This window comes from Acetobacterium tundrae (assembly GCF_008086615.1).
GTDB lineage: Bacteria > Bacillota > Clostridia > Eubacteriales > Eubacteriaceae > Acetobacterium > Acetobacterium tundrae.
In genome coordinates this window covers 267,021-284,451 of the sequence record NZ_RXYB01000002.1, presented here as the reverse complement: position 1 = coordinate 284,451, position 17,431 = coordinate 267,021, and the positions used below count along the sequence as shown (strand labels likewise).

Below are 17,431 nucleotides of genomic sequence, written 5' to 3'. Positions count from 1 at the left end.
TATTAAAAGATGTGAAATAATTAGTGTTTAAAATGGCGCATGCCAGTAAAGATCATCGCAATTCCAGCTACATCACAAGCCTTGATCGAATCTTCATCTCGGCCTGCTCCGCCGGGCTGAATAATAGCCGTGATTCCTGCCGCTGCGGCAGCTTTGACACAATCGTCATATGGGAAGAATGCATCTGATCCCATGACTGATCCTTTTACTTTATCTCCAGCCTGGCCAATGGCAATTTCCAATGCTCCAATACGGTTTACCTGTCCCGGTCCATTACCAATCAGGCATTTTTCCTTGGTTATACTGATGGCGTTGGATTTCGTATTTTTAACAGCCTTCCATGCAAATAAAAGGTCTTCCATTTCTTCTGGCGTCGGTTTCCGATTAGTCACTACTTTTAGTTCTTCGTATAATTGAGTGTCGCGTTCCTGTACCAGCAAACCACCCAAAACTTTTTTCATTTCATAGCCTGGTTCGCTGTAGGTGATCTCTTCAAGTTCCAATAATCGCAGATTTTTTTTAGCCGCTAAAATTTTCAGGGCTTCTTTTGAGAAACCAGGGGCAACAATAATCTCCAGAAAGATTTCAACCATTTGCTTTGCTGTTGTTTCATCGATTACCCGATTAGAAGCGATGATTCCGCCATAGATGGAAACTGGATCGCTTTCATAAGCTTTCTGGTAGGCTACAGCAATTTCGGGATCACTCGCGATCCCACATGGATTGGCATGTTTCACCGCTACAATAGTCGGTTCCTCATTTCCATATTCTTTTAAAATTTCCAAAGCACCGTTTGTATCATTGATATTATTGTATGAAAGTTCTTTTCCCTGCAGTTGTTTTGCCGAAGTCAAAGCCCCTTTTACCAGAACAACTTCGCCATAAAAAGCTGCCTTCTGGTGAGGGTTCTCACCGTAACGCATGTCTTGAACTTTTTCAAAAGTCATGGTAATGGTGTCATTTAAAACTTCGCCTGCCACTCTTTTTTTCAAATAATCTGCAATCATCGTATCGTAATTAGAAGTTGTTTCAAAAACCTTAAGTGCAAGATTGTATCGGGTTTCAAAAGTAGTTTTTCCGTCCGCTTCCAGTTCAGATAAAACAATGGCATAATCGTCTGGATCCACAACCACTGTAACATCGTTGAAATTTTTCGCCGCTGAACGAAGCATGGTCGGTCCGCCGATATCAATGTTTTCAATGGCCTCTTCAAATACAACCCCCTCTTTTAAAATGGTGTTTTTAAAAGGGTAAAGATTGATGACGAGCAAATCAATTGGCGTAATATCTAAATCTTTCATTTGCTTTTGATGACTGGGATTATTTCGGATTCCAAGAATTCCTCCGTGAATTTTAGGATGAAGCGTTTTTACCCGGCCATCCAGACATTCTGGAAATCCAGTGACTTCCGAAACTCCGATGATTGAAAGTCCCGCTTCTCTCAAAGTTTTTGCGGTCCCCCCGGTTGACAGGATTTCCCAGCCCATGTCAGCCAATTTCTGTGCGAATTCTACAATCCCGTTTTTATCGGATACACTCAATAATGCTCTCATTTTTTCCTCCAAATATTATATAACTCTAAGAAGTTTACCATTCTTCTATTTTTTAGTTCCCTAAATACTTTTAAATCAATCGTTTTTTGACCGTCCGCCTTTCAATTACCAGTTCATCCCGGCATAAAGCTTTCACCACTGCCGTCAAAAGGGTGTGTTCGATCTTTAATACTTTCTTCTGAATGGATTCCGGTGTGTCATCATCGGCTACCTTTACGGTTTCCTGCGCAATGATGGGGCCGCCATCAGCTATTTCATTCACAAAATGTACCGTTGCACCGGTAACTTTCACTCCGTAATCAATAACGGCCTGATGGACAAGCATTCCATAAAAGCCTTCTCCGCAAAAGGAAGGTATCAGAGCCGGATGGATGTTGATGATGGCATTTGGATAAGCTTTAACAAAATCTGGAGTCACAATTTTCATATAGCCCGCCAAAACAACCAGCTCAACCTCATAGCCTTTTAATATCTCAACGATTTTCTGATCAAAATCCTCGTTGGTTGGATAACCTTTGGAGTTTAAAGCAACAGCTGGAATTCCTGCGGCTTCTCCCCGTTTCAAACCAAAGGCCTGACGATTGTTGGAAATCACTACAACGATCTCGCCATATTTTTGATGAATGGAATCAATGAGCGACTGAAAATTGGTGCCACCGCCTGATATCAGAACAGCTATTTTTTTTAAAGGTTTTACAGCCATAAATCGATTTTTTCCTCTCCCTTAATAATAGAACCAAGAATAACCGGTTTTTCACCCTTCTTTTCCAGGCCGGATATAAAATCATTGACCGTGTCTGCAGGTAAAACCGCTACCAGACCGATCCCCATATTAAAAGTGGCATACATACTTTCGGCGGGAATTTTTCCGGCTTCCTGAATAAAATCAAAAATTGGCAGAGATTGGATGACGTTTGTATCAACTTTCGCACAAAGCCCATCAGGAATCATACGCGGAATATTTTCGTAGAAACCGCCGCCGGTAATATGGCTCATGCCCTTGACCCCACATGGTTTAATTAAATCAGATAAGGCCTTTACATAGATGCGGGTTGGTGTTAACAAAGCCTCACCGAGGGTCATGCCCAAGTCTTCTACATAAGTGGTCTCATCCATGAATAGATCTTTAAATAGAACTTTTCGAACCAATGAAAAGCCATTGCTGTGAACCCCAGAGGAAGGCAATCCAACCAGAACATCACCTTCAGAAATAGCTGCACCAGTGACAATATCATCCTTTTCAACGATGCCGACAGCAAAGCCGGCCAAATCATATTCATCCAAATCGTACATATCCGGCATTTCAGCGGTTTCTCCGCCAATTAGCGCCATGTTTCCCTGAATACAGCCTTCACTGATGCCTTTAACGATTGTAGCAATTTTTTCCGGGAAATTTTTGCCGCAGGCGATGTAATCTAAAAAGAAAAGCGGCTGTGCTCCCTGACATAAAATGTCATTCACACACATTGCCACACAATCAATTCCAATGGTATCATGCTGATCCATCATAAATGCAAGTTTTAACTTGGTGCCAACACCATCGGTTCCGGACACCAATACCGGTTTTTTATAACCTTCCGGTAATTCGAACAAGCCTCCAAATCCACCTAAGTGGGACAGCACCTGAGCATTAAAAGTTCGCTGTACATCTGCCTTCATGAGCTTGACAGACTGATAGCCTGCTTCCACATCTACTCCGGCTTTTCTATAAGCATCTGTTTTTATTTGATTATCTGACATCATTTCCTCCATCAATTTGTATATCCGTTTACTTTTTTATTCGTTTATTTCTAAAATAGGCACTTCCATGGGGTATTCCCCGTCAAAACAAGCGCGACAGAAAGTGGTTTTCCCTCCAACAGATTCCGTCAATCCATCAAGAGAAATATACGCCAGTGAATCTGCTCCCAATATTTCGCGGATTTCTTCAACTGTTTTTTTTGCACCAATGAGGTGTTTCCGTCGGGGTGTATCAATGCCAAAATGGCAGGTGTGCGCAACTGGTGGGCTGGTTACACGGAAATGTACTTCCTTTGCTCCGGCCTGTTTTAATATCTCAATCAATCGCTTGCAAGTGGTTCCCCGAACGATGGAATCATCAATAATAATAACGCGTTTTCCTTCAACACATTCTTTTAAAGGATTCAATTTGATTCGAACCCCTTCTTCTCTCAGTTTCTGATTAGGCTGAATAAATGTTCGCCCGATATATTTATTTTTAATCAAACCAACACCATACGGAATTCCGGAAGCTTCAGCATATCCGATTGCTGCAGGAATACCAGAATCCGGCACACCAATGACTATATCTGCTTCAACAGGGCTTTCCTTTGCCAGAATTTCCCCAGCTTTATGACGTGCCGCGTAAACAGAAGTTTCATCCATGATTGAATCAGGTCGGGCAAAATAAATCAATTCAAAAATGCAGGCTTTCTTTTTTACCCAGTTGTTCTGCCCGTAACTCGTCAGTCCGTTTTCATCAATAACGACAATTTCACCTGGTTCAACATCTCGAACGAGTTCTGCTCCAATTCCATCCAGGGCGCAGCTTTCAGACGACAGGAAATAATCGTCATCTTTTTTACCGATGCAAAGAGGCCGTAATCCATAGGGGTCACGAACCCCCACCAATTGGTCGCCAACGGTAATGACCAATGCATAAGCTCCTTTGATGATTTCCACCATTCGCTGAATGGCTTCAATCATTCCATGTCGTAAGCCTCGGGCTATAATATTGACCATCACTTCCGTGTCGATGGTGGTTTGAAACACAACACCTGAATCTTCAAGCATTTCACGAAGAGCATTGTCATTGATAAGATTACCATTATGCGCCAAGGCGATTTGGCCAGTACTGTGATTAACCGTCAATGGTTGAGCATTCGTAACACCTTCATCTCCTGATGTTGAGTACCGAACATGACCAATCCCAATGTTCCCTTTCATCTGCTTTAAAGCGCCATTTTTAAATGCCTCACTGACCAGTCCAACTTCTTTATGTGTTTGAATTTTACCATCTTTGTTTACTGAAATGCCGGCACTTTCCTGTCCTCGGTGTTGCAGTGCATAGAGACCGTAATAAATATAAGAAGCACAGTTAATCTCTTTAGATTTGAGATAAACACCCATTATTCCACATTCATCATGAAATTTATCATTTATCATTGGTATGTTTTTTCCTCCAGGTATTTTGAATTAATTTTCTACCTTAAATTTTATTTTTTTCAATCATACTTTATTCTTAATCATTTTTTAAATCTGCTGCGTAGAAATTACGACTGAACGCGTTTTAACATTTCTACGTATGCGCCTTCAACATTGCCAAGGTCTCTTCTAAAACGATCTTTGTCAAGTTTTTCATTGGTTTTAACATCCCAGAAACGGCAGGTATCCGGAGAAATTTCATCTGCCAATACAATTTGGCCATCATTTGTTTTACCAAACTCGATCTTGAAATCGATGAGGTTAATTCCCTTTTCGAAGAAATAAGGTTTTAAGATATCATTGATTTTGTAGGTCATATCTCGAATCGTTTCAATTTCATCCGCAGTGGCAAGTTCCATAGCAATGATGTGGGAATCATTTATCATCGGATCTCCAAATGCATCGTTTTTATAACAGAATTCAAAAATCGGAGTTTTTAACTTCAGCCCTTCTTCCAAACCAAGACGCTTGCAGACAGAACCGGCGGCGGTGTTTCGAATGATTACTTCCAATGGGAAAATGGTAACGGCTTTTACCAATTGTTCAGAATCTGATAAAAGTTTAATGAAATGGGTGGGAATACCTTTTTCCTGAAGCATGTTGAAAACAAGCTCAGTCATTTTATTGTTAATAACCCCTTTTCCAACAATGCTGCCTTTTTTCTCGCCGTTAAATGCGGTGGCGTCATCCTTATATTCGATGATAAATTCATTGGGATTATCGGTTTTAAAAACTTTTTTGGCCTTGCCTTCATACAATTGTTCTAACTTTTCCATCTTAATCTCCTTGATTCTTTTTTGAATTTTTGATGTGAACTCTATAACAAGTGCTTCTTAACACTGATATGCAACTATTTTATAAAATTTCCTGGATTTTTTCATTTTTTGCAATCACTTCATCATTTAACAGAATCTTAAAAGCTTTCATTTTTTTGCGGATTTCCGGATATTTTATCGAAAGCATTTGAGCCGCTAAAATTCCGGCATTCTCTGCCCCATTCACTGCCATTGTCGCAACCGGTACTCCAGACGGCATTTGAACGATGGACAATAGGGAGTCAAGACCACCCTGAAAAGAAGTTTGGATCGGTATCCCGATAACCGGAAGTGGTGTGATTCCGGCAATGATACCAGGCAGATGAGCAGCCTTTCCAGCCGCCCCGATAATGACCTCAATCCCGCGCTCTTCAGCTGTGGCCGCATATTCAAAAATCTTTTGTGGATTCCTATGAGCAGAAATAACCTGAACTTCATACTCGATGTCAAATCTTTCCAATGCAATTAAACATTTCTTTACCACTTCAAAATCGGAATCACTTCCCATGATGACAGCAACTTTTGGTGTACTCATTCTTAATCTCCTTTAAATCTAAATTTTCTTCTTTTTCTAACTATTATTTAAAGTAATTAACCCCGGCTTTAAATATTTGCTGATCCATGTTTCCCGGAATATTTTTATACAAGCCTTTGCCGATACGTTCCGAATGACCCATTTTCCCGAATACACGACCATCCAAACTGGTAATGCCTTCAACTGCATACATTGATCCATTAGGATTAAATCTACCATTCAACGTTGCGTCGCCGCTGAAGTCGACATACTGAGTGGCAATCTGGCCATTTTCAATTAGTTTTTTCATCACATCATCATTAGCCACAAACCGGCCTTCCCCATGAGACATCGGCATGCGGTGAATATCGCCTACCTGTGTGTCGGCAAGCCAGGGTGAAAGATTGGAACTGATTCGAGTCATCGGAATCGTAGACACGTGCCGTCCAATTGTGTTAAAGGTCAAGGTCGGCATATCATTGGTAATCCCGCAGATTTCGCCATTGGGAACCAGTCCCAATTTAATCAGGGCCTGGAAGCCGTTGCAGATACCCAGAATCAAACCGTCGCGGTTATTAAGCAAATCCCAGACCGCAGCCATCATCTTGGGATTTCTAAAGACCGAAGCAATAAATTTTCCTGAACCATTAGGCTGATCACCAGCACTAAAGCCTCCCGGAATCATAATAATTTGCGATGCTTTAATAAATTTTGCCATCTCGTCAATAGAATCTGTAATATCCTGAGCCGACTGATTTCTAAAAATAGCAGTGACTGGTTTTGCTCCGGCATTTTCAAATGCCTTTGTACTGTCGTATTCGCAGTTGGTTCCCGGGAATACCGGAACAAATACCTGCGGTGAAGCGAATTTTTCTTTGGTATAGACGATCGGTGCGGCATTAAAGCTTAAGGTCGTTACTTCCCCTGTTGTATCCGCCTTTTCAGGGTATACACTTCGCAGCGGGGCTTCCCAAACTTCAGCAAGCTCGGCTAAATCAACACTTTCATTTTCATAAACAATTTTTCCAATGAAATTAGTTTTACCGATTGGTATTGCACCTTCCAGGATTTCAAAACTTTCAATAATAATGCTGCCATAATGAGGTGCGAAAATAAATTTCGGATCCAGTCGGTCGTTTAATGTAACGCCAATGTCATTTCCAAGTGCCATCTTTACAATCGCTTCAGCTAAACCGCCAAAGCCAAGGGTTTTAGCGCTTAAAACTTTTCCGCTCTTGTTGGCTTTGATGATAACATCGTAAATCGCTTTAATCCCAGCTAAACCCGGCACATCATTTTCATCCAAAGGAAGGACGAACAGCTGCAACAATGATTCAGTAGATTTGATTTCACTGGTGATGACATCGTCCACATGAGCCGTTGCCACTGCAAAAGAAATCAAGGTCGGAGGAACGGTTAAATCCTCAAAACTTCCGGACATACTGTCTTTTCCGCCGATGGCGGGTGTTCCCATCGCGGTCTGAACCCGATAAGCGCCAAGCAGAGCTGCAAAAGGACGGCCCCATTTTACCGGTTCTTTTCCCAATCGTTCAAAATATTCCTGAAAACTGAGCCTGGCTTTATTGTAATCGCCGCCGATCGCAACCAGTTTCGACAAGGATTCAATAACCCCCATCATGCCCCCTAAGAAGGGACTGTTTTTTGAAATTTTCGGATTATAACCAAAGGTCATCATGCTGCAAGTGGTGGTATCTCCGTGAATCACCGGAATTTTTGCAATCATTCCGTCCATTGGCGATAACGCATTTTTTCCGCCATAGGGCATAGCAACTGTACCAGCACCAATGGTGGAATCAAACATTTCCACCAAGCCCCGTTGGCTGGCAATATTTAAATCCTGGAGTGTTTCCATTAGCGTTTCTCTAAAGGAACTGTTTTTTTCTGTTTCAGAATCTGCTTTAACTTCTTTTGGCGGCTCAACATCGACATCAATAAACTGAGGAGCGCCGTTGGTCTCCAAAAAGCTTCTTGAAATATTCAAGATTTCAGAACCACGCCATTTCATGATCAAACGGCCGGTTTCCGTTACAACGGCAACTTGAGTAATTTCTAAATTTTCCGCATGTCCCATGGCAATAAAAGTTTCCACATCTTTGGGATCAACCACCACCGCCATTCGTTCCTGGGATTCGGAAATAGCCAATTCCGTTCCATCGAGACCTTCATATTTTTTAGGTACTTTATCCAAATCAATTTCCAAGCTGTCAGCCAATTCTCCAATGGCAACGGAGACCCCGCCGGCACCAAAATCATTACATCGTTTGATTAAGGTTACCAGCTCTTTATCTCTAAAGAGCCGTTGAATTTTTCGTTCTTCAATCGGGTTTCCTTTTTGAACCTCAGCGCCGCTTTCCGAAATGGATTCTTCCGTGTGCGCCTTGGATGATCCGGTCGCTCCACCACAGCCATCCCTTCCGGTACGGCCGCCCACCAGGAGAACAACATCTCCGGGTATTGGACATTCTCTGATGACATTTTCTTTGGGAGCCGCTGCGATCACAGCACCGACTTCCATGCGTTTTGCCAAAAATCCCGGATCATAAACTTCCGTAACCTGTCCGGTTGCTAAACCAATTTGGTTTCCATAAGAGCTGTATCCCTGCGCCGCCTCAGTAGAGATTTTTCGCTGCGGCAATTTACCAGGGAGAGTATCTTCAATTGGAACCCGTGGATCCCATGCACCGGTTACCCGCATGGCCTGATACACATAACTTCGACCAGAAAGAGGATCGCGAATAGCGCCTCCTAAACAAGTTGCCGCCCCACCAAATGGTTCAATTTCTGTGGGATGATTGTGGGTTTCGTTTTTAAACATCAACAACCATTCTTCATCAACTCCGTCATGATCTACAATCATGTTGACACTGCAGGCGTTTATCTCCTCTGACTCATCTAAATCTGGAATACGCCCCTGTTTTTTAAGGATCTTAGTACCAATCACAGCCAAATCCATCAGGCTCATCGGGCGGTTGGTATTTTCACCATAAAGATCGTTTCTATTTTTTATATAATCTGCATACGCTTGCTTCATTTCCTCGGAAACAGGATCGTTTCCCAGGAATTTCACCTTTTGTATCTGGGTTGAAAAGGTCGTATGACGACAATGATCTGACCAATAGGTATCAATTACTTTTAATTCTGTAATGGTCGGATTCCGTTTTTCGTCATTATTAAAATAGTTTTGGACAAAAATAATATCCTCTGTCGTCATTGCAAATCCATTATTTACACGATAGGCTTCTAATCCATTTTTATCAAGCTCCCTGAATCCATCCAATTGAGTAATATCCTGTGGCTCACGAATTTCGTCAACTAATGTAATAAATGGTTCAAGCTTTGCTTCCTGGGAATCAACAGGGTTAATCATATAGTGTTTGATGCTGTTAAATTCCTTTTGAGTGATGTCCCCGGTGAGAATAACAATTTTTGCAACTTTAACAATCGCCCGTTCACCAGATACGATTTGAATACATTGAACCGCAGAATCTCCATGTTGGTCATACTGACCCGGCAAATACGAAATGCCAAAGATTTTGTCCTGATCCCTTTTTGGAAATGTATTCTCTGTCACTGTATCTACATTGGGTTCTGATAAAATGGTGCTGATCACCTGACCAAATAATTTTTCTTCAACACCTTCCACATCGTAACGATACAAAATACGCATGGATTCAAGGTTTTGAATCTTTAAAATTCTTTGAAATGTTTGTGTCAGCGCTTTGGCTTCAACTTCAAATTTTTCTTTTTTTTCTACAAAAATTCGTTTTATCACAATTTTCCCACCTTTTTTAATGATATTCTTATTTTACTATTTCCGAACAATTTTTTCAATATAATTTATAACGTTCGGATTATTTTTTTTATTTCCTTAAATTTATTGATTTTATTTTAATTCTTTTCTCTTCAAAAAAAATAAACGTATAATTAATTATGTTTGAGTATTATAATGGTTATATTATATCCTATGCGAATTATTACCCAATAAAAATGAAAATTAAATGAAAGAGGTTCATAATGAAAATTTATCACCTGCACCATAGCGGATTCCTGATTCAATTTGAAGACAAGACGCTTATTTTTGATTGCTTTACCCATATTCCAAACAGTTTGCTGCGCAAAAGCATCCCCCATTATTTTTTTGTGACACATGGACATAGCGATCATTATACGGCCGATATTTTCTCGATGGATCGGATTTACAAACCCACTTATATTCTAAGTTCAGATATTCCAAAAGTTTCGACATTCCAAACCCATACGATGGAGCCCTACCAGCATATGTCATTAGGTGGGATGGATATCAGAACCTTTGGCTCCACCGACCAGGGCCTGTCCTATTATATTGCCACCAACCAGCATCGCATCTTCCACGCCGGAGATTTGAATTGGTGGGATTGGGATACCAAGCTCAAACCAGAAATTGATCCTGAACAGGAAGAAATCGATTTTAAAGCAGAAATAGAAAAAATGAAAAATCTCCCCATGGAATTTGCTTTTGTACCGGTCGACCCGCGTCTGGGAGATTCATTCTACAAAGCCGGACAGTATTTTATTGAAACCTTTCACCCAAAGGTCATGATCCCCATGCACTTCATGGATGATTTTGGAATTATTAAGAAATTCAAAGATAAGATCGGCAATACAGAAACCATTATTCCTGAATTCAATCAACGGAACGTGAAAATTAAGAATACCTGGGCTGAAGAAATTTAAAGAAAATGCTTTCATAAAGTATATCTAAATTTTCTATCTCTCATTAAGACTGAATCATTCGGAGGGGTGAAATATGAAGAAATTAGTATTTCAGGCTGGTTAGAACTGCCGATACAAAGCCGATTTTTTATTCTGACCAGCCATACTTTCCCTGAAAATTTTACGAGAAGCACCGTTTGGTAACCGGATCAGTTTGTTCATGAGTGATGAATTGATCTTTATGGCATTGTGGGGACAAACGAACATGCAACAATAACAGCTGATACCTTTTCCATATCATCACCCCTTTAAATATAAATATATTTACCCTGCCCCCTTATGGTTTAAACACTCTAACCATTGCCGTATTATAATGACTCACCCCAGTTGAGCCAGTCCTTTTTAATAAAATTAAGCAAACGTCCTTCGTCTTATCTAGGCTTAAAATAAAAAAGGAAGATCCCTGCAAATGCAGAAATCTTCGCTTTTTATTTTATTTAAGACATAAAAAAACGCGATGCCTTCTAACTTAAAAAGTTAGAAGGCATCGCGCCCCTTGTTACATTAAAAACTTATGCAACATGAACGTTTGTAGCTTGTAAGCCACGATCAGTTTTTTCTGTGTCAAAAGTTACGCGTTGTCCTTCAACAAGATTTTTACGTCCTTCAGCAACAATTGCAGAGAAATGTACGAACACATCTTCGCCACCATCTACTGAAATAAAGCCAAAACCTTTTTCCTCGTTAAACCATTTTACTGTACCTGTATTCATTTTGGTACCTCCTACATTTTAATTAAATCGTGATGCAAAAAGCAAAAACACATACTTTTAGAAACCATCTAAACGTAAAAATGACTTTCAAAAATATGTGAAATCAATCTATACACTTTAATTCTTTATTATCATAAGCTATTTCGGATGTTTTGTCAAATGTTTTTTACAAACTTTTATATCTTAATTATATTAACATTCCCCTTTGAACAACAAATTCAACTAATGAAAAACACAGGTTTATTAAAATAATCGAGTTTTATTATTAGCTGAATTTTTAGTCCCAATTTTAAAGGCTTTTTCGCAATCCTTCGGGAAAACTTCTATTCTTCATTTTGCCACAACGCGGTTTCGCCCCCTTTTTTTTGCTTCATAAAGAGCTTGATCGGCGCGATCAATGGTTTCTTCAAAGCGTTCTCCAACTTTGTATGAAGTGACCCCGATACTGCATGTTTGATGATTTCCTTTAGGAAATATAGTCTGTTCAATTGTTTTGCGAATTCTTTCCGCCGAGATTTTCGCCCCCTCAAGATCAGTTTCAGGCATAATAATAAGAAATTCTTCCCCCCCCCAGCGACTTAACATATCAATATCTCTAATTTCCTGTTTAAGCATTTTGACAAGATAGACAAGGATGGCATCACCAGCATTGTGTCCATGGGTATCATTGACACTTTTGAAAAGATCCACGTCCAAAATTAAAAATGATAATTCTGTGTCATAGCGTTGGCAACGATTTATTTCAGCTTCAATGAATTCATGAGCTTTCACTCGGTTGTAGGCTTGCGTTAAGTAATCTCTTTCGGCAAGAATTCGGGACTCTTTATTTACTTCCTCAAGTTCTTCTGTAACCGCTTGAATAAAATTAACCAAGCGAGAAATAATTTGAAAATGTTTATTGGCAAAAGGATCCGGATTCTCAGAGAGTAACGGCAGTTCCCCCCTCTTAATTCGCTTCCTGCTCTTTACCCCTTCTTTCATACTAACCGCCACCATCGTCGCATTAAGAAGATGTATATTGTCAACTTGACCATAAAATTCACCCTGAGTATAAAATCCAAAGGTCGTTGCAATTGCTTCAAAAGGTTTTGTCTCTAAATCCACGTCTTGTTGAAGAAGTGACAATCGGGAAACGCAGCTGTAAAGAAAAATCGATTCTGGATTGAAGTTGTCGATCCGATCTTGAATAACATGGGCCTGATCAATCATTGTTTGGGGATTTCCATAAGCAATCCGAAAGGTTTCTCCTACTTTTATATCAGAAAGAAATTTAATTGCGTTTTCTTTATTTGCTGCTACTGGTGTTTTAGCGTACTCAACACCATCTCTTTTTAGCAATAAAGGATACTCTGATACATTAAGAAAGAAGTTCTCATCATTTTGAATATCAAGATAACGATGATATATACTAAAGGCCGGTTGATCATCGATTTTTTTAACCCATGGTCCATCCATTTCCGTAACAACCATCTCCTTACTTAATGCTTGCCATCCAAGGTATGTATGCGCTTCAATCTTAATGTAATTTCCGATAAAAGCCACCGCTACTACCCCTTTGGTTTGAACCTCATGATTAAGGAACAACAAAGAGTCTTCTGTCTCTGCAACATTCCCGGAACCTCCTCCAAAAACAGGAAAAGTGCCCTTTGGGTTTGAGAAGCCGGTCAAAAATTCTGCAACATTCATATTCGAAGTTGTTGCCAATAACAACACTCCTGCTATATTCTTACAAGAACTGCTAATTTTTTGTTGCAATGTCTTACCCAACGCTTTTGAATCATCACTGGATCCATCAACGATAAAACCCTTAACCATGGTTTTTTTTAAAAACGTGATCGATAAAATAGTGGATTCGATGCACAGTCCTCCATGAACAATCCCGCCCATACTTGATCCCCCTACAATGACGGCGGCGGGAAATGTTTCGCTTAGAACAGCTTCAATACTCATAGCCCAGTCAGCATCCATTTCTGGTATGAAGATCTGAATAAATACCGAAGATGATTCTTTGAAGAATTTATTAATTTCATCCGTATGTACAAAGGCTGTTAAATCTCTTATCGTTTGTACAATGACTGTTTTACTGATCATGGATTTTTCCTCTATTCTAATTTACATTATTTTATACCCAATAACATTAGCCATTTAAAACAAGATTAACAAGTATATTTATGTCTGTCGTTTTTTTTATTGTACCAATTTTTCCAACACCTTACCAGTCTTATTATCAACAAATTTAGGTATTGTCCTATTACAAGTAATAGGTTTAAAAAGAATCGACAGAGTTGCCTATTAGATACCGGGATCGCTCAGTATCAAACGATCATAATTCATGAATTTCACAATAAAGAGATCTGATCCCGTTCACCCATAAAAATAATAATCATAACAATGGCTTTCACGCTGCTTATCGCTTAAGACTTAACAAAATCCAGTAGAAAGTTCAAATTTTTTCAACAGAAACGTACAAATATTGAATCACTAAAATTTACAGTGAATAAAACTGGAAAATTTGCAAATAATGGTTATACTAAATAATATAGTTGTTTACATATTATTGAAATTCAAAAGCGTGTAATCGTTTTTTTATGTATATATTATGTCAAATTAGGAGCGCATAAAATTGAAAAGAGGGTTATTCAATGAACGAGAATCAAACAAATGAAGAAACAAACATTAAAAAAGAAGGGCCGCAAAAAAAACATTTATCCACTAAATTAGTAGGATTTATCTTTGCAATTCTTGCAGTCGCCGTATTATCCCTAGGAGTCATTTCATATAATATGGGATCCTCAGCGATTACAAATCGTTCAAACGATGATGCAAAAGAATATGCCACCGAAGGAGCTTCCCATATCGGCGCCATTATAACTGGAAATTTGACAACACTTACTGAAGTTACCGGAAGAGCGGGTCTTTCTTCTATGGATTGGGCTACCCAGGTTGCAGCTTTATCGCCTGATGCCACTCAACTTGGTTATCAGGACATTGCAATCATGGACCTAAATGGCCACGCTAAATATGTACTGGGTGGCGGAGAGTTTGATTCTGCCGGCCAGTTTTGGTATGTAAATGGATTTAAAGGCGAAAGTGCTATTTCAGATGTTGCTATCAGCAAGGTAACTTTACAACCCGTTATTTTTGACGTCGCGCCGATTAAAAGCAATGGGCAGGTCGTGGGTCTACTCGTTGGCAGAAGAGATCCTACCTTTTTAAAAGATATCACCAATGCTTTAGGGGATGGCATTGAAAAATACGGTCTTGTCATTAATTCAGACGGCGAACTCATGGCCTATCCCGACGATCAGGTAATTATGAATCAGACTAATGTATTTGATGACATTGACAAAAATGGACCTTTTAAAGACTTCGGACAATCCCTAAAAGATCTTGGGACCAGGCAAACTGGCATGCTTTCATATCAACATAATGGCGAAACAAAAATTGCCGCCACCGCACCCATTCCGGGGACCAATTGGACGTTGATAATTACCGAAAATCAAACGAACGTCCTGGCACCCATGATCAATTTAAGAAATGTCATTATAATTGCCTCACTTATTGTTTTCTTACTCGGCGGTCTCACCGCCTACATTTTAGCCAAGCGTCTGACCGCCCCTATTATTAAGCTTAAAGATGCCGCTGATAAATTGGCACTTGGTGATGTCGATGTAGATGTTATTCCAACCAGTAATGATGAAATTGGCGAACTCATGATCTCCTTCGGCGAGATGGTTAAAAACAGAAAACTTCAGGCCCAGGCCGCTCAGCGTTTAGCTGACGGAGATTTCAGTGTTGAAATCGAGCCCGAATCTGACCGAGATGTTCTCGCCTATTCCCTAAATTCAGTCATCAGCGAAATGAATAAACTTCATGATGGCATGGAAGAAATTAAAACCGCGATTATAGAGGGTCAACTGGATTTTAAAGGAAACACCGACAACTATCCCGGTTCCTATAAAGATTTTCTTATCTGTGTGAATAAAATTGTGACTACCTTCAAGAACCCTCTGAAAGTTGCCATAAAATCCATTGAAAGAATTGGTGATGGTCGCATCCCGCCAAAGATTACAACCGAATATCATGGGGACTTCAATGCCATAAAAAACAATATCAACTCCTGTATTGACGGTTTAGGTGCCTTGAAAGAAGGAAATGAAGTTTTAGCACTGATAAGCCAAAATGATTTTTCTGCAAAAATTGAAGGAAGCTACCAGGGGATATACGCTGAAATAGCTGAATCGATTAATGGCATTCATGACAAGTTGGTTCATATTGTTGATATTTCCAACCATATTGCAACCGGTGATATGACTGACCTTGCGGAACTGAAATCAGCTGGAAAACATAGTGAAAATGATAATTTAATACCAAGTTTAACAGCCATGATTGAAAACATTGTAATGCTGGTTGATGAAACGGATAAAATGGCTCGCGTGGCTATTGAAGGCGATTTGGATAACCGTGGTGATCTCAACGGGTTCCCAGGCGAATATGCCAAAGTCATCCAAGGCTTTAATAACACCCTGGATGCAGTCACTGCCCCGATACAAGAAGCTTCTCGGGTATTAAACGAACTGTCACAGGGCAATCTGAGCATTGCCATGGAAGGTGATTTCAAAGGACAAAATGGTAAAATCAAGGATGATATGAATAAAACTGTGAAATTTTTGAAACGCTATGTAGATGAAATTTCCGAGACATTAACACTCATTGGCGAAGGTGATCTCAGCCAGGAAATCACAACTTACTATCATGGTGATTTTGTCAATATTAAAATTGCCATCAACAACATTACCACACGTTTAAGCGAAGTCATGGCCGAGATTAATGATTCCGCCGGACAAGTCGAATCAGGTGCTATACAAATATCCGATGGCGGTCAGGCCTTGGCCCAGGGAACAACCGAACAGGCAAGTTCCATTCAGGAACTAACCGCCTCTATTGAGGAGGTTGCCGCAGAAACCAAGCGTAATGCACTTGGTGCCAACGAAGCCAACAATCGAGCGATTGAAGTTCGAACGAATGCACAGATTGGAAATGATCGAATGGAAAAAATGGTCACAGCCATGGTAGAAATCAATGATTCCTCTAACAGCATTTCAAAAATCATCAAGGTCATTGACGATATTGCTTTCCAAACAAATATTCTAGCCTTAAATGCCGCCGTTGAAGCTGCCAGAGCTGGACAGCAGGGGAAAGGTTTTGCTGTAGTTGCAGAAGAAGTTCGTTCACTGGCGGCAAGAAGTGCAGAAGCTGCCAAAGAAACAACCAGCCTTATTGAAGGATCCATTGAAAAAGTGGAAGTTGGAACAAAGATTGCCGACGAAACAGCTGAGAGTTTGAGAGATATTTTAAATCATATTGAAAAAGTTGCCAGCTTAGTTGGGAATATTGCCCAGGCTTCCAACGATCAAGCTTCAGAAATCGCCCAAATCACCCAAGGGATCGAACAAGTTTCTCAAGTGGTTCAAACCAACTCTGCTACTGCTGAAGAAAGTGCTGCTGCCAGTGAAGAGCTAACTGGCCAGGCACAAATGCTTAAAGGTATGGTGGATACATTTAAACTGAAAAGCCACGATAATATTGGTTTGGGAATGAAGGAGCATCCAACCGTTTCAAAATCCGAAAAACAATCAGACAGTTCTGCTCCTAAACCACGAATTGTATTAGATGATATGGAAATGGATAAATACTAACTAAACTTTACTATTGATGATTTATCCACAAAAATCCTTTCGGGTTCAATTTACGCATGAATCCGAAAGGATTTTTGTGCTCTTTGTTCAACCGTGGTATTCGTTTGTTATTTTTTAATCAAAGTCCTTTTTATTATTATCCTACCATGTTATACTTAAC

Annotated in this window: 11 protein-coding genes; 2 read left to right on the top strand and 9 right to left on the bottom strand. The window is 39.9% G+C overall.

The window, feature by feature from the left end; genetic code table 11:
- Positions 1-20: 20 nt before the first annotated feature.
- The 7 genes from purH to FZC40_RS02755 form a co-directional block, all read right to left on the bottom strand.
- Positions 21-1,553 carry a bifunctional phosphoribosylaminoimidazolecarboxamide formyltransferase/IMP cyclohydrolase gene (gene purH, locus FZC40_RS02785; RefSeq protein ID WP_148602413.1) on the bottom strand — a complete coding sequence of 511 codons (1,533 nt, stop codon included), beginning with the start codon at positions 1,551-1,553 and terminating at the stop codon, positions 21-23.
- Between the two features lie 70 nt (positions 1,554-1,623).
- Positions 1,624-2,256, bottom strand: coding sequence for a phosphoribosylglycinamide formyltransferase (purN, locus tag FZC40_RS02780; protein ID WP_148602412.1), 633 nt, complete (start codon positions 2,254-2,256; stop codon positions 1,624-1,626).
- Positions 2,247-3,293: a phosphoribosylformylglycinamidine cyclo-ligase gene (gene purM, locus FZC40_RS02775; protein ID WP_148602411.1), complete on the bottom strand. Its 1,047-nt coding sequence runs from the start codon at positions 3,291-3,293 to the stop codon at positions 2,247-2,249. Before purM ends, purN begins: the two co-directional genes overlap by 10 nt.
- Before the next feature lie 36 nt (positions 3,294-3,329).
- On the bottom strand, positions 3,330-4,718 hold the full coding sequence (gene purF / locus FZC40_RS02770) for an amidophosphoribosyltransferase (RefSeq protein ID WP_148602410.1): 1,389 nt from the start codon (positions 4,716-4,718) through the stop codon (positions 3,330-3,332).
- Between the two features lie 107 nt (positions 4,719-4,825).
- Positions 4,826-5,533, bottom strand: coding sequence for a phosphoribosylaminoimidazolesuccinocarboxamide synthase (purC, locus tag FZC40_RS02765; RefSeq protein ID WP_148602409.1), 708 nt, complete (start codon positions 5,531-5,533; stop codon positions 4,826-4,828).
- Between the two features lie 79 nt (positions 5,534-5,612).
- Positions 5,613-6,107 (bottom strand): 5-(carboxyamino)imidazole ribonucleotide mutase, encoded by a 495-nt coding sequence (gene purE / locus FZC40_RS02760; RefSeq protein WP_148602408.1) that lies wholly within the window; start codon positions 6,105-6,107, stop codon positions 5,613-5,615.
- Positions 6,108-6,150: 43 nt separating this feature from the next.
- Entirely contained in the window at positions 6,151-9,879 is a 3,729-nt protein-coding gene (locus tag FZC40_RS02755; protein ID WP_148602407.1) for a phosphoribosylformylglycinamidine synthase, read from the bottom strand.
- Between the two features lie 242 nt (positions 9,880-10,121).
- Here FZC40_RS02755 and FZC40_RS02750 point away from each other — a divergent pair, with 242 nt between their 5' ends.
- Entirely contained in the window at positions 10,122-10,820 is a 699-nt protein-coding gene (locus FZC40_RS02750; RefSeq protein WP_148602406.1) for an MBL fold metallo-hydrolase, read from the top strand.
- A gap of 551 nt (positions 10,821-11,371) precedes the next feature.
- Here FZC40_RS02750 and FZC40_RS02745 read toward each other — a convergent pair.
- Positions 11,372-11,572 (bottom strand): cold-shock protein, encoded by a 201-nt coding sequence (locus tag FZC40_RS02745; protein WP_148568030.1) that lies wholly within the window; start codon positions 11,570-11,572, stop codon positions 11,372-11,374.
- 330 nt (positions 11,573-11,902) lie between these two features.
- Complete coding sequence (locus FZC40_RS02740; protein WP_148602405.1) at positions 11,903-13,663, bottom strand: sensor domain-containing diguanylate cyclase; 1,761 nt, start codon at positions 13,661-13,663, stop codon at positions 11,903-11,905.
- A gap of 551 nt (positions 13,664-14,214) precedes the next feature.
- Here FZC40_RS02740 and FZC40_RS02735 point away from each other — a divergent pair.
- Positions 14,215-17,271 carry a methyl-accepting chemotaxis protein gene (locus FZC40_RS02735; RefSeq protein ID WP_243135725.1) on the top strand — a complete coding sequence of 1,019 codons (3,057 nt, stop codon included), beginning with the start codon at positions 14,215-14,217 and terminating at the stop codon, positions 17,269-17,271.
- The last annotated feature ends 160 nt before the right edge of the window (positions 17,272-17,431 follow it).

What these genes read in the sequence shown, in the direction of transcription:
- purH (WP_148602413.1), bottom strand. Translation starts at nt 1,553, where the DNA reads ATGAGAGCATTATTGAGTGTATCCGATAAAAACGGGATTGTAGAATTC.
- purN (WP_148602412.1), bottom strand. Translation starts at nt 2,256, where the DNA reads ATGGCTGTAAAACCTTTAAAAAAAATAGCTGTTCTGATATCAGGCGGT.
- purM (WP_148602411.1), bottom strand. Translation starts at nt 3,293, where the DNA reads ATGTCAGATAATCAAATAAAAACAGATGCTTATAGAAAAGCCGGAGTA.
- purF (WP_148602410.1), bottom strand. Translation starts at nt 4,718, where the DNA reads ATGATAAATGATAAATTTCATGATGAATGTGGAATAATGGGTGTTTAT.
- purC (WP_148602409.1), bottom strand. Translation starts at nt 5,533, where the DNA reads ATGGAAAAGTTAGAACAATTGTATGAAGGCAAGGCCAAAAAAGTTTTT.
- purE (WP_148602408.1), bottom strand. Translation starts at nt 6,107, where the DNA reads ATGAGTACACCAAAAGTTGCTGTCATCATGGGAAGTGATTCCGATTTT.
- FZC40_RS02750 (WP_148602406.1), top strand. Translation starts at nt 10,122, where the DNA reads ATGAAAATTTATCACCTGCACCATAGCGGATTCCTGATTCAATTTGAA.
- FZC40_RS02745 (WP_148568030.1), bottom strand. Translation starts at nt 11,572, where the DNA reads ATGAATACAGGTACAGTAAAATGGTTTAACGAGGAAAAAGGTTTTGGC.
- FZC40_RS02740 (WP_148602405.1), bottom strand. Translation starts at nt 13,663, where the DNA reads ATGATCAGTAAAACAGTCATTGTACAAACGATAAGAGATTTAACAGCC.
- FZC40_RS02735 (WP_243135725.1), top strand. Translation starts at nt 14,215, where the DNA reads ATGAACGAGAATCAAACAAATGAAGAAACAAACATTAAAAAAGAAGGG.